The organism is Paenibacillus sp. JT31N17, assembly GCF_056269255.1.
Map to the genome: position 1 here is coordinate 233,725 of NZ_JBWDNP010000011.1, position 13,016 is coordinate 246,740.

11 protein-coding genes and 1 riboswitch are annotated in these 13,016 nt (G+C 51.0%); of the genes, 7 read left to right on the top strand and 4 right to left on the bottom strand.

The features are described from left to right. The first annotated feature begins 54 nt into the window (after window positions 1–54). From AC0YOB_RS27650 to AC0YOB_RS27680, 7 genes are all read left to right on the top strand, one after another. Window positions 55–927, top strand: a complete 873-nt coding sequence (locus AC0YOB_RS27650; protein ID WP_475795509.1) for a carbohydrate ABC transporter permease — start codon at window positions 55–57, stop codon at window positions 925–927. A 32-nt stretch (window positions 928–959) separates the two neighbouring features. Then, complete coding sequence (locus AC0YOB_RS27655) at window positions 960–1,787, top strand: carbohydrate ABC transporter permease (protein ID WP_210038670.1); 828 nt, start codon at window positions 960–962, stop codon at window positions 1,785–1,787. 218 nt (window positions 1,788–2,005) lie between these two features. Then, the gene (locus AC0YOB_RS27660; RefSeq protein ID WP_475795510.1) at window positions 2,006–3,796 is read left to right on the top strand and encodes a sensor histidine kinase; all 1,791 of its coding nucleotides are present in this window, start codon (window positions 2,006–2,008) and stop codon (window positions 3,794–3,796) included. Next, the gene (locus AC0YOB_RS27665; RefSeq protein WP_475795511.1) at window positions 3,793–5,388 is read left to right on the top strand and encodes a response regulator; all 1,596 of its coding nucleotides are present in this window, start codon (window positions 3,793–3,795) and stop codon (window positions 5,386–5,388) included. The genes AC0YOB_RS27660 and AC0YOB_RS27665 overlap by 4 nt, the downstream gene beginning before the upstream one ends. Before the next feature lie 9 nt (window positions 5,389–5,397). Then, the gene (locus AC0YOB_RS27670) at window positions 5,398–6,612 is read left to right on the top strand and encodes an MFS transporter (protein ID WP_475795512.1); all 1,215 of its coding nucleotides are present in this window, start codon (window positions 5,398–5,400) and stop codon (window positions 6,610–6,612) included. A gap of 85 nt (window positions 6,613–6,697) precedes the next feature. Continuing rightward, a riboswitch (ZMP/ZTP riboswitch) is annotated at window positions 6,698–6,777 on the top strand. A 67-nt stretch (window positions 6,778–6,844) separates the two neighbouring features. Beyond that, window positions 6,845–7,426 carry a DJ-1/PfpI family protein gene (locus AC0YOB_RS27675; protein ID WP_475795513.1) on the top strand — a complete coding sequence of 194 codons (582 nt, stop codon included), beginning with the start codon at window positions 6,845–6,847 and terminating at the stop codon, window positions 7,424–7,426. A gap of 148 nt (window positions 7,427–7,574) precedes the next feature. Further along, window positions 7,575–7,892: an NIPSNAP family protein gene (locus tag AC0YOB_RS27680; protein WP_475795514.1), complete on the top strand. Its 318-nt coding sequence runs from the start codon at window positions 7,575–7,577 to the stop codon at window positions 7,890–7,892. Between the two features lie 390 nt (window positions 7,893–8,282). Here AC0YOB_RS27680 and AC0YOB_RS27685 read toward each other — a convergent pair whose 3' ends face one another. The 4 genes from AC0YOB_RS27685 to AC0YOB_RS27700 all read right to left on the bottom strand — a co-directional run. After that, entirely contained in the window at window positions 8,283–9,722 is a 1,440-nt protein-coding gene (locus AC0YOB_RS27685) for a sensor histidine kinase (RefSeq protein ID WP_475795515.1), read from the bottom strand. Next, window positions 9,719–10,378 (bottom strand): response regulator transcription factor, encoded by a 660-nt coding sequence (locus tag AC0YOB_RS27690; RefSeq protein ID WP_475795516.1) that lies wholly within the window; start codon window positions 10,376–10,378, stop codon window positions 9,719–9,721. Before AC0YOB_RS27690 ends, AC0YOB_RS27685 begins: the two co-directional genes overlap by 4 nt. Window positions 10,379–10,592: 214 nt before the next feature. Beyond that, on the bottom strand, window positions 10,593–11,786 hold the full coding sequence (locus AC0YOB_RS27695; protein WP_475795517.1) for a HupE/UreJ family protein: 1,194 nt from the start codon (window positions 11,784–11,786) through the stop codon (window positions 10,593–10,595). 77 nt (window positions 11,787–11,863) lie between these two features. Next, a partial coding sequence (locus AC0YOB_RS27700; protein ID WP_475795518.1) for an S-layer homology domain-containing protein occupies window positions 11,864–13,016 on the bottom strand: 1,153 nt, incomplete at its 5' end.

The window sequence follows — 13,016 nt, forward strand, 5'->3', positions numbered from 1 at the left end:
CCGGCCGCCCTTCATCCCCCTTATAAGAAAACCCACAGCAAAGGAGGGCCAACTATGACGATAACGAAGCGGATGGCGCTGACTATTTTTATCGGGATGCTCCCCGCCCTGATTATTTATATCGGCTTCGCGATGATTCCTATTGCGATGTCCTTCTACTATTCTTTCTTCAATTGGGACGGTCTGTCCGACATGACCTTCGCGGGCTGGGATAATTACACCTCCATATTGAAGGACGATATCTTCTGGAAAGGCGTCAAAAACAATCTGTTCATGATGGTAAGCGGAATCGTGGGCCAGCTGCCCCTGGGGCTGTTTTTCGCTCTGCTGCTGAACCGCTCTTTGAGAGGCCTCAAAATATACCGGTCCGCTTTGTTTCTCCCCGTCATCATCTCGGCGGTTATCGTTTCGATGATCTGGAATATGGTCTACAGCACGGAATCGGGGCTGATGAACGGCATTCTCGGCCTGCTCCATCTGGATTCCTGGAAACAAAACTGGCTGGGCAGCGAGCGCTGGGGCATGCTGTCCGTAAGCATCACCTATCTCTGGCAAAACTACGGCTTCTACATGGTAATTTTTCTGGCCGGCCTGCAAAATATTCCCGAAGAGATCCGGGAAGCGTCCGCTATGGACGGAGCGACCGGCTGGAGGCGGTTCTGGCATATCACCCTGCCGATGCTGAAGGAAACGATCTGGGTGACGCTGATCTTCTCGATCAGCAACAGCTTCCGGGTCTTCGACCTCATCTACGTGATGACAGCCGGCGGACCGGCCCATAATACGGAGGTCATGACGATTTACATGTATACCAACGCCTTCAACAATATGAATTTCGGGCTCGGAAGCGCCGTTTCCATCCTGATTCTACTATTCAGCCTGATCGCTATTTATGCGGCCAAATTGGCAACCAGCCGAAACGATTAAGCACCGCAAGCCGCGTAAAAGGAGGAGCAGCCATGCAAACATCACGGGGCAAGAAAACCATCATTCATCTGTTTTTAGCGGTGCTCTGCATCATTAATATCATTCCTATCGTCTGGATGGTTGTCGGTTCGTTCAAGACCGAGGAGGACTTCGCAACCAACCCGATGGGACTGCCCAAGCATTGGAACTTCAGCAATTATACCGAGGCCTGGAAAGTGGCGCATCTTGGCACTTATTTCTGGAACAGTGTGCTCGTGACGGCGGGAGCGATTGTGCTTACCGTGCTTCTGGGGGCGCTGACCTCTTTCTTCCTGTCCAGATTCCGATTCCGGGTGCGGGGATGGCTTTACAGCCTGTTCATTATCGGGATGACGATTCCCATCCACACCACGCTCGTCCCTATTTTTATTCTGATGAAAAAGGTTGGGCTGCTCAATACCCATCTCTCTCTCATTCTCCCGTATACGGCGTTTCACCTGTCGATTACGATCTTCATTCTTGTGGGTTTTATGAAAATATTCCCGAAGGATATCGAGGAATCCGCCATTATGGACGGGGCCGGCATCTACCGGATCTTCTGGTCGATCATCCTGCCGATGACCAAGCCTGCGCTGGCCACGGTTATTATCATTAATTTCATTTATAATTGGAATGAGTTCCTGTTTGCTCTCGTTCTGATCAATAAAGCGGCCCTGAAGACGCTGCCTCTGGGCCTCGCCAATTTCGCCGGCACGGAGACCCGGTTCCAGACGCTTCAGATGGCGGCCTTGAGCATGGCGTTGATCCCGCTTCTCGTCTTTTACCTGGCCATGGAGAAGCAGCTTGTGCAGGGTATGACGGCGGGCGCCGTCAAAGGATAACACACCGGCGCTCATCTGCTTCCGGAGGGATCGGATCTTCGCAGGGCGCCGTTTCACCGCTTCTCCGGATTCAAATGCCACCTCCCGCACTCGTCTCCTTGCAGAAATTGGCCGCTTGTTATGTCAGCTTTCCTCCCAGGATTCCTTTATAATAGAAGGAACAGGACTTCCGATAGAGTACTCAGGAGTATGCAGACACCCGGGGGGAATGAAACCATATGAAATCAGGCGCAATCCGATTCCTCAATATCAGCTTGCGAAAAAAATCAGTGGCGATCTTCATTATGCTGGTCACCCTGCCCTCTCTGCTGATCGGCTATGTGATTCTGAGCCGGTATGAGACGATACTGCGGCAGCAGTTCATCGACTCGATGGAGAAGAACCTGAATACCATCGAGATGAATCTGACGGAGAAAATCAAGGCGATTGAAGATATCTCGGACTATATGATTTATCAGGAAAATTTCCGCAGCTTTCTGGAGGCCAAGCCCACTCCCGGCAATATGGAGCAAATTTACAAGGACAAAACGGCGATCGAAGGCTTCTTCGCGTTCCAGATCATGTCCAAGCAGTACATCAAATCGATTTCGCTGCAGGGCGTAGGCGGCAACGAGCTGCAGATGGGCGAGCCGGTGAAGGGCCTCGAGCAGCCATGGAGCGACTTGGCGAAAGCCAACCGGGGCGGAATCGTCTGGACGGATTCCTATTCACTGGAGAGCGGCTGGACCGGCAGCAAACGGGTCATCTCCATGTTCCGCGTTATTAATTCCTTCGAGAAGCCTTCTAACCAGGTCGGCCAGGTGATCGTGCGTCTGAACGAAACGGAATTCACCGATTTATTGACAACGCCGGTTCCGAAGGATCAGGGCTCGATATTTATCGTCCGCCCCGACGGCAGCGTCCTGCTGCATCCGGACGAGAAGCTGGTCGGCCATCCTTACCCGGACAGCAGCATGCTTCAGGAAATCGTGAACAAGCGGAGCAGCGTGTTCGCCTTGCAGGAGGAAGGCACCTCCTATGTCGTATTTAACCAGCATATGAAATCCACGGGCTGGAATATTGTCGCGATGGTCAAGGATGAGACGATCGTGGAGAAAACCAAGGCCATCAAAGCATCCTTGCAGATTTTGATTCTTGTGATCCTGATTCTCGGCCTGCTTGCCTTAATCGGCTTCGAGCTGGCGATCATCCGTCCGATCCTCGAGCTGAAGAAAGAGACGCACCGGCTCAAGCACGGAGACTTCTCGGCCCAGGTCGAGGTGCGTTCCCGCGATGAGATCGGCGAGCTCGGCAGGCAGTTCAACAATATGGTCACCACGATTAAAGATCTCATCGACAAGAAATATAAGCTGGAGATCCGGCAGAAGGAATCCGATCTGCGGATCCTGCAGAGCCAGATGGATCCGCATTTTCTGTACAACACGCTCGATACGATCCGCTGGACGGCGCGCCTGGAGCAGGCGCCTGAGACCAGCCAATTGATCGAGACCTTGTCCCGGTTTTTCCGGATGGGCATGGACAGCGGGAAGCATCATACGACGCTGGCCGGCGAAATGGAATTTGTCCGGGCGTATCTGAATTTGCAGCAGAAGCGGATGGGCAGCAAGTTGCGGTTCTCCCTCTTTATGGAAGCATCCTTAGAAGACGCGGTGGTGCTCAAGAAGGTTATTCAACCGCTGGTGGAGAATAGCATCAAGCACGGCTTCAAACGGCAGGCCGGAAAAATCGACGTTCGCGCCTATCAGGACGGAGCGGATTTGATTATCGACGTGACCGACTCGGGGATCGGATTTTCCAAGGAAAAAAGACTTCTGATTCACCGGGCTCTGAAAGAGAGGACCGGCGATAAAAGCGTGCTGGATCACGCCATCAGCAACATTCATGAACGGATCCAGCTTGTGAACGGCAGCGGCTACGGAGTTGAGCTTCCCATGGAGCAGTCCATTACGGGAGCATGCGTAAGGTTAAGAATACCTCTTTGGATGAACGAAAAGGAGGAGGAAGCATGACCATTCGAATGCTAATCGTTGATGATGAACCGATCATTTGCCAAGGCTTGAGACAGACCATTCCTTGGGATTCGATTGGCGTGGAAGTGGCGGGAGAAGCCTATGACGGCGTAGAGGCCCTGCAATTCGTATCGGGGCAGCCTGTCGATCTGGTGCTCACGGATATTAACATGGATGGAATGGACGGACTTGAATTAGCCAAGGAGCTGAAGGAAAGATGGCCGCAGATCCGCATCATTATCGTCAGCGGCTATGATGATTTTGAGTATGCGCGCCGCGCCCTGCGTCTTGGGATCGAGGATTATTTGCTGAAGCCGGTCAACATTGAGGAGCTGATGGCGATGGTCCAGAGAATCGGCATGGAAATCTCGCTTGATGCGGAGCTGGAAAAAAAGCGCGAGCGCGAAGGCTGGTTAAAGTGGATGATCCAGCTTGTTCAAGGCGGGGCCGCTATACGCAAGGACGCCGATACGCCGCCATCGGCCGCATACGGCCAGTCGTCCTACCGGTTTATCGCCAGCCAGCTGGAGGATTATGCCGAATGGACCAGCCATTCGTCGGAGGAGTCGCAGCAATCCGCGCGGATCGGTTGGGAAAGTACCGTTCATGCGGCGCTGAAACCCTTCGATCAGGAAGTCATCTCCTTCTTCCATCATCCGAACCTGCTGCTTTCGCTGTGCATCGGCTCCCGCCAGGTGAGCCAGCTGGATTTGTCTGCCGCCTTATCGGCAGCGCAGAACATGGCACCGCCGGTCCCCCGCCTTTATTTTGGCGTGTCGCCGGCTTTTTCCCAATTGGACGAGGCATATGCCCGCAGTACAGAGGCCACCACGGCCCTGCAGCTTGCTGCAGTTCCGGAGGGCCGCTCCATTCAGTTTCATGATGAAGAGAAAATTTCCGGGCGGAGCCCTCTGCCGTTCTCTCCGTTCGAGCTGGAGAAGCAGCTGGTCCACGTGCTCTTTCATGGAGGCTATGAGGAACTGGATGACATCATCGGGAGCATCATGCAGCAGTTTCGCGAGAGGGGCTATCTGCTGAAGGAAGTATTGCAGGCCTTCAAGGAATTGAGCATTATCCTGCAGCGCAGACTGCATACGAACGGCATGGATTTGTCGGAGCGCACCGATCCGTTCAATTCGGGCGAAATCGATCTGTTGACGCACAACTCCTACCGCGCCATGGAATCGCTGCTCCGCAAAGAGCTTTGGTCCCTGCATGCGATGATTCATTCTTCCCTGGCCAACAAGAACCACTGGATTGCCGACCGCGTCAACAAGCATATTGATTCCAGCTACCATACGGATTTGAAGGCCTCTGAGCTGGCCGCCCTGCTCAAAATAACGCCGAATTATTTCAGCATCCTGTTCAAACAAAATTTCGGCAAAGGGTTCGCGGAGTATCTGAATGAGGTGCGCATCGAACGGGCCAAAGCAAGTCTGGTCGGAACCGACGAGCGGGTATTCGAGATCGCCGAGAAAGTCGGCTACAAGGAGTACAAATACTTCTGCTCGATCTTCAAATCGCATACCGGAATCACGCCGACGCAGTACCGGAAGCTTGCCAAAACAGGTTCGTCAGCGGGAAAGGATTGAGCGCAGTACATGTCACACCCATCATTGACCAACATACGATCCCTGGGCTTCATAAAAGCGTTCAACTTTTTCATCTACGGGGCGATCTCCGTCTACAGCACATTTTTTCCGCTTTACTTGAAGGAAACCGGCATGTCCAACTTTACGGTTGGCCTGCTGCTCGCCGGAGGCCCGTTCATCTCCCTCCTCTCCAACCCCTTCTGGGGATATTGGAGCGACCGGCTTGAGAATGCCAGGCGCGTTCTGCTCATACTGCTGATCGGCAATGCCGTGGTCATGCAGATCGTCTTTTCTCTGAACGCGGGTTATCTTATCTTTACGTTCATGCTGCTCTACTTTTTCTTCCAGAGCCCGTTGTTCTCGCAAAGTAATAGCCTCAATCTCGATGTGGCCGACAAGACAGGCCTTAAGTTCGGCAGCTTCCGTCTGTGGGGTTCCCTCGGGTGGGCCGTTATGGCCGTGGCGACAGGGCCGGTCATCGAGCGACTGGGCATTCATCACCTGTGGATCGTGTACGGGGTGATGATGCTCATCTCCATCGCCCTGGCCTTGAAGCTGCCCCGCGGAGGCAAAACGGGCAGCCGAAAAGGCGCCCCGGTCGGTTATGGTCAAATATGGGCCAACAAACCATTTATCATGTTCCTTGTCATCGGCGTTCTCATTTCGATTCCAAACTCGATGAACAACACATTTGTTTCGATCTATATCTCCGATCTGGGAGGCAAAAATTCTCTGATCGGCTGGTCCGCTTTTCTGTCATCCATCTTCGAGATTCCGGTTTACCTGCTGTTCGACCGGTATTTGCGCAAAAGTCGAAGAACCATGATCTTCTGTCTGGCCGTGGTCAGTCTGCTATACGCGCTGCGCTGGTTTCTGATGTCGGTGGCGGAAACCCCTTATCAGATCATCTTCATTCAAGCCCTGCACTGTCTTACTTTTGCAGGTTATTATTATGTAGGCACGCAATTGACCGCACTGCTCGTTCCGAAGGAATACAGGGCCTCGGGTCAAGCGGTATACGCCCTCAGCTGGGGAGGACTGTCCGGGATCGTAGCGGGCGTCACTGGGGGCTGGATATTCCAGAATCTTGGCGCGCATGCGATGTACCGGATCAGCGCCGGGACGGCTTTGCTGGGCGTGGCGGGTTTTGCTCTCATGTACATGTTCATCATGAAGGCCAGCCGCAAGAACCTGGAGGCACAGGGCTATAGCAGTGAAGGCTGAAGGCTGAAAATCCCAGGCGGAGATTTATCTCCTTTTATCTCCTTGAACTTTCCAGCAGAAGAATGTAAGATTATAACAATAGCATGAAACGGTGCGTTACTGGCGTAAACATGGATAACCATGAGGGAGCGCACCGACAAACAGCCGTACGCCTGGGCAAAGTACTTGATCCTCTTCAGATCGGGTGCTTTTTTTGTTTAATACCAGACAAACGAGAGGCCGGTGTACGGGAATGAAGATGGCATTTATTTTATTTGACGGAATGACGACGCTGGATTTTAGCGGTTTTTACGAAGCTGTAACCTGGTTGGGCATTTTGCGAGTCAAAGAAGCGGTGTCGTGGGATTTTTGTTCGACGAAGGCGGAAATTACGGATGATCGGGGATTAACCATAAAAATCCCGCATGTCTATCCGGATCTCTCCGGATATGATCTGATTTTTATCCCCGGCGGATTTTCTACAAGGCAGCTTAGGCATGACCCCGATTTTGTCTCCTGGGTGAAAACTGCCCGCGATGTGGAAATTAAGGCGTCGGTTTGCACAGGAGCCCTGCTGCTTGGGGCGGCTGGTTTCTTAACTGATAGACGGGCTACGACGAACCCTTCTGCCTATGACCTGCTTGCCCCTTATTGCTCAGAGGTCGTAAAGTCCCGCGTTGTCAGGGATGGCAATGTGTTCACGGGCGGCGGCGTCGCCGCATCCCTTGATCTTGGCTTGTTCCTCGTTGAATCATTAAGCACTCCGGAGGTCGCCCGGCAGGTTCAGGAAAAAATGGATTATCCCTATTATCGCCCCGGTCGGATGAGTGAATAGCAGACAAAATAGCTGGAATATCCGCAGCAGCCATTGCTTTTGACCGCAAAATGCGGGAATATATCAGATATGCCCCCTGTTGGCAGCATCTTCACGGCGGGCAAGATCTAACAGGAAAGCAATCATTTCACCGAGGGAGGAAATTAACATGCTGTACGAACTGCGTATCTATTCCGTTCATGCCGGGAAGATGGAAGCCATGAATGCCCGTTTTGCCAACCACACCCTTGGAATTTTCAAACGCCTTGGAATGAAGGTTTATGACTTCTGGGTCGATCAGGAGGGACACTCCAAGCTGTATTACATCATGGAATACAACGATATGGACGAGCGGAACCGCCAGTGGGATGTATTCGGCCAGGATCCGGAATGGCTGGAAGTGAAACAGAAGTCGGAAGCGGACGGGCCGATTGTTGAACAAGTGGAAAAAAGCTTCATGCAGCGTGCGGGATATTTCCAGCGTTAAGCGGGATGTTCCCTTGAACAACAAGAGAAACTGTGCATTTCTGCATGTGTATCAGAGACCTGTATGCTGTGTCGCCTCCATGTGCCGCTCGCGTCTGGCGCACTTAAAAACAGCCTGTTGAGCAGCTTCTCAACAGGCTGTTGCTTACTAGCCGCTTCCGGCAGCTTTCCATTACTTTATTCAGGATTTTCCCGTCCGGTGCCTGCTCGGTGCCAACGGATGTCCAATCGTATTTTTCTAAATGCATCCGGGTTATCGGCTTTCTTGAACACTTTCCCGCTCACCGGATTTCCGTTCTGATCTCTTTGAATCATAATCCGGCCGGTGCCGCCGTTGACATAGTAGGTGCTCTGATACTTCAGCACCCGATTAGTAGCGGTATGTTGTAAATTAGCTGCATACTCCCGGAAGTATGATCCTCACAACGGTTCCCTCATTCAGACGGCTTCTGATCTCTATCCTTCCCTCATGGAGCCTGACGATCTCCGCGCATATGGCAAGCCCCAACCCCGCGCTGTTGTTTGCCCGCGAATGGGCTTTATCCACCATGAAAAACGGCTCGAACACCTTCGGTACATCCTGTTCCGGTATGCCAATCCCCTCGTCCTCTACCTCTATTGCATAGTGGTCGTCTTCCGTCATGAGCCCTCTGAAATAAATGATGCCCCCGGCTCCCGAAGCTTTTATTGCATTGTCGATTAAGTTGGTGAAGAGGATTTTGATCAGGTCTCTTTCAATCACCAGCTTTGCAGGCTCAACCGATAGTGACAGCTCAATAGTTGCCTGTTCCAGCTGCGGCTTTAGAATCTGCTCCGTCTCCTCAAAAATCGGCATTATCTCTTCCATGTCCATGGCCTTCTTTTTATTGCCGATGAGAACCAGGTCCATAAGCTTGAACGACAGACTTTCAAGCCGTTTTCCTTCGCTGTAAATATAGTTTAAGGCCTTGTAAAAAACTTCTTCGTTATATTTAGTCGTTCTCAAGAAGTCTGCATAGCCTATGATCGAGGTAAGCGGCGTCTTCAATTCATGCGTCAGATAGTGAATAAAATGTTCCCTGTTCTTGGCGGCGTCCTCCAATTCCTCAACTTTTTCTTCTACGGCAACGGCCATCTGGTTAAAATTCTCCGAAAGCAAGCCAATCTCATCTCTCGATAAAACGCCGACACGATGTGAATAATGGCCTGAAGCTATCGTCTGCGCGGATTTTGTGAGCATGCGGACCGAGCGTGTGAGAAACCAAATCAACACATAAAGGCCACCGGCTAAAATAACGGTAATGACAATATTGATCTTAACAAAATTTCTGATCTGGGCCGTCTTTCCCTGGTAAATGTCTGTAATATCCCGGATGTATGCGAGCTTAAAATCGTCCCCGTTCAATTGGAGCCCGCTTGTGACGAATAAATAGCTCTTCTGGCCGACATCCCGGATGATATAGGTTCTGCTTGCGGAATCCCGTACCTCAAGCTCCTGTCTCGGGCCGGCTATATTTTCGGGAAAGTCTGTAAAAACCTTTTGATTACGATGATCCATCACTTCAATGGACACTTTGTCGGTGTCAAAGGACTTCAGATATTTTTGAGTGTTATTTTTAATAAAATCATCTGCATTGTTTATTGCCGAATTTAACAGCTGATTCAAATTATTAATATACGACCAGTCCGTCTCGATCTGAGCGTGCAGAACATGCTGCTCCGACAAGCCTCTGTCGATTTCTCTCACCAGATTCTGATTGAAATTGTGCTCGATAAGATAAAATGAAGAGGCGTTGAACAGCAGCTCAAACAGGAGGAAGGTGCCAAAAAAAACCTTCTGCCAGAGTCTCATGTATGAGCCTCCAGCCTGTAACCGTATTTGTAGACGGTTTTAATCTGCTCTTCCCAGCCGAGTTTTCTTCGAATCTTCTGGACATGAATGTCGACAGTCCGCGTCTCGCCCATATAATCGTAGCCCCAGACAAGCTCAAGGATTTTTTCTCGGGACAGGGCTTTGTTCCGGTTGTTGATAAGAAGAAGGATCAGCTCGTATTCCTTCATTGTAAGTTCGATAACGGTGCCGTCCCGCTTTATCGTGCGCTCCTCCAGGTAGATGTCTAGGCCCTCGCACGTTATCTGATCTGCTTTACTTCCATAACGGCGAAGCACGACTTCTATTCTGGCCAACAGCTCCATTGCTTCAAAGGGCTTTACAATGTAGTCGTCAGCCCCCATCTTGAGTCCTTTTACTTTATCAGCAAGGCTGTTCCGCGCAGTCAGGAATATGACCGGCACTCCGCTGCGGTTGAACCGGGGCATCAGCTCGTAGCCCTCAATATCGGGAAGGGAGATGTCCAGTAAAATTAATTGCGGAGAAAAAACGGAGAGAACGCTTTGAACATCTTTTCCGTTATAAGCTTGTTTGCACTCGTAGCCCGCAACCTCCAGATTCAGTTTAATGAGGTCGGAAATGGCCTGATCGTCTTCTATAATCAATATGTTCTCCACTATGCTGCGCCTCCGCTCTATCCGCTGAATATACACTCTAGTTGTTGCAGAAGTTTGTGAGAGTTGTAAAAAAGTATGCAAAAAAATACACCCCTTGGAACAGATGTCGAATGAACCGGTGAGTTATTCAACGTCTGTTCTATGAGGTGCATTTCATACTCCTGGGCGGGTTATTGTAATGCCTCTTTGCCTGCCGCTAGGAGGCTGGGCTGATTTATCCAAAAAATACCCGTTGAACGAGCCAGATCCCGCCCAGCATGAACGCAAGCGACGAGCCTGCAACAACGGTCCGCCTTGAAAATTTCCAGCGGTGCAGCATCATAAGCAGCGGCAGCAGAATGGCGACCAGCGTTACCTGAACGGCTTCAATGCCGAGGTTGAAGCTGATCAGATCCACGGCCAGCTGGCTTCGCGGAAGATCCATTTCCTTCAAAATATCGGCAAAGCCCATTCCATGGATTAATCCGAAGAAGAACGTCAGCACCCAGCGGTGACTGACCTGTTTGCGGATAATATTATCTACCGCGACAAAGCAGATGCTGAGCGCAATCGCAGGCTCGACAATGCTTGGAGATACATTAATAATTCCCAATACCGTAAGCGTCAGCGTAATGCTGTGAGCGATCGTAAATGCGGTGATCATGGCCGCATATTGCTTGAACTTCTGCCTTGCGATGAGCAGTGAAAACAGGAACAGGAGATGATCGTATCCGGATAATATATGGTTGATCCCCAGTGTAAAGAATGAATACCAGCCTGACATGACTTCCGACGGGCTTGATTCCTCTTCCTGCGGCTTGTCCGTTTGACCGCTGCCGCTGTTTTGCTGGACCAGCGCATCCTGCTGCAGACCGGCATAGTCTTTCTCGGTCAGCTGCATGCTCCAATCCCGGTATTTGCCGGATAGAGCCGATGTGCTTTTTTGGCTGCCGTAGTTAATCGTAACTAAATTAACGTAGTTGGTGACGGAATCGTTCACGTACAGATTATCTGTCAAGGAAATGGGCTCGGATGCGGATGCGGGCGGAAAGACAACCTTCAGGATTGCATTGGCGGCACTCCCTTTTTGTTCCATATCAAAGCTTTCTATTTGGGTCCAATCTTTGATTTCATTGTTAATTTGCAGCTTTAAATTTTCCTTGAACAATGCCGTAAGCCCATCTTTAATTGCAGCAAATTCTTCCTCTTCAAGCTTGCCGTTCTTATTCGTATCCCCGCCGGCCAGCTCGATCACAGACAGCTCATCCAGCGCATAGGTCATTTCGATATTCGATTTGGTCAAATTCAATGTCGTGTACCCGGCGCTGTATGCGTGGGCATCGACTTGATGTTCAATAGGTATCAGAAGAAGGGCCAACACGGCCACAATGCAAATAGAAAATCGCACAGCGGTGTTTATACGGAACATTGCATATCCTCCCTGTAAAGATAACAGGACGCCGTTCATAAGAACGGCATCCCTGTTAACCTATTACGATAAGACGCTTATTTGCTTAAAAGATTAAAGATGACTTGAGCGGCTTCACCGCGTGTAGTGATTCCAGCAGGCTGGAATACGCCTTCTTCGCGTCCGCCAACCAGGCCGAGCGCCGCTGCTTCTTTAATATAAGCTGCTGCCCATGACGAGAATTTAGCTTGATCCTTAAAGCTGATGGTTCCGTCTACCGACGGTTTGCCATGCAGCTTCTCGTATCCGCGCATAAGCATCGTAACCATTTCCTCACGCGTAATTTTTGCGTTGGCTCCGAATTGCGTAGCGCTCGTTCCTTGAACGATTCCCGCTTTCACGGCTGCGGCAACTGCATCCGCATACCAGTCTCCGCTTTTCACGTCTGTGAATTTCATAGTGCTTTGCTCTGTAAGCTCCAAGGCTCTTACCAGCATCGCTGTGAACTCGGCGCGTGTCACGCTGCGTTGAGGTTCAAACGTCGTGCCGCTCGTACCGTTGAGGATTTGTTTCGATACCAGGTCGTTAATTGCTGCTGCTGCCCAATATCCGGCAGGAACGTCTTTAAATTGATTCGTCGTGCTACCATTGCCGCCAGTTGAAGGCGTACCTGTTGAAGGTGTACCTGTCGATGGCGTTCCGGTTGAAGGTGATCCAGTCGACGGTGTATCTGTCGAAGGTGTTCCGGTCGATGGCGTATCTGTCGACGGTGTTCCGGTTGATGGCGTTCCGGTTGATGGTGTTCCAGTCGACGGTGTTCCGGTTGATGGTGTTCCGGTTGACGGTGTACCTGTCGATGGTGTTCCTGTCGAACCGAATACAGTGATCTTGCTTGTTGCTTTGAAGCTGCCATCAGCCGTCGTTACTGTGATTGTAGCCGTTCCTGATGCTTTGGCAGTCACTTTACCATTTGAATCTACAGTAGCAACCGAAGTGCTGCTTGATGTCCAGCTCACCGTTTTGTTCGTAGCATCCTCGGGTTTTACAATCGCAGTCAGTTGAGCCGAAGCCCCTTCCTGCAAATCAAGAGCAGTTTTGTCCAGTTCAACTCCGGTTGCCGGAACGGTGGTGGCTTCAGCCGTTACTGTCACCGCGCTTGTTGCTTCGAAACTGCCATTCGTTGTCGTTACCTTGATCGTGGCTGTTCCTGCCGATACTGCCGTTACTTTACCCGTCGAATCTACCGTGGCA

What these genes read in the sequence shown, in the direction of transcription:
- AC0YOB_RS27650 (WP_475795509.1), top strand. Translation starts at nt 55, where the DNA reads ATGACGATAACGAAGCGGATGGCGCTGACTATTTTTATCGGGATGCTC.
- AC0YOB_RS27655 (WP_210038670.1), top strand. Translation starts at nt 960, where the DNA reads ATGCAAACATCACGGGGCAAGAAAACCATCATTCATCTGTTTTTAGCG.
- AC0YOB_RS27660 (WP_475795510.1), top strand. Translation starts at nt 2,006, where the DNA reads ATGAAATCAGGCGCAATCCGATTCCTCAATATCAGCTTGCGAAAAAAA.
- AC0YOB_RS27665 (WP_475795511.1), top strand. Translation starts at nt 3,793, where the DNA reads ATGACCATTCGAATGCTAATCGTTGATGATGAACCGATCATTTGCCAA.
- AC0YOB_RS27670 (WP_475795512.1), top strand. Translation starts at nt 5,398, where the DNA reads ATGTCACACCCATCATTGACCAACATACGATCCCTGGGCTTCATAAAA.
- AC0YOB_RS27675 (WP_475795513.1), top strand. Translation starts at nt 6,845, where the DNA reads ATGAAGATGGCATTTATTTTATTTGACGGAATGACGACGCTGGATTTT.
- AC0YOB_RS27680 (WP_475795514.1), top strand. Translation starts at nt 7,575, where the DNA reads ATGCTGTACGAACTGCGTATCTATTCCGTTCATGCCGGGAAGATGGAA.
- AC0YOB_RS27685 (WP_475795515.1), bottom strand. Translation starts at nt 9,722, where the DNA reads ATGAGACTCTGGCAGAAGGTTTTTTTTGGCACCTTCCTCCTGTTTGAG.
- AC0YOB_RS27695 (WP_475795517.1), bottom strand. Translation starts at nt 11,786, where the DNA reads ATGTTCCGTATAAACACCGCTGTGCGATTTTCTATTTGCATTGTGGCC.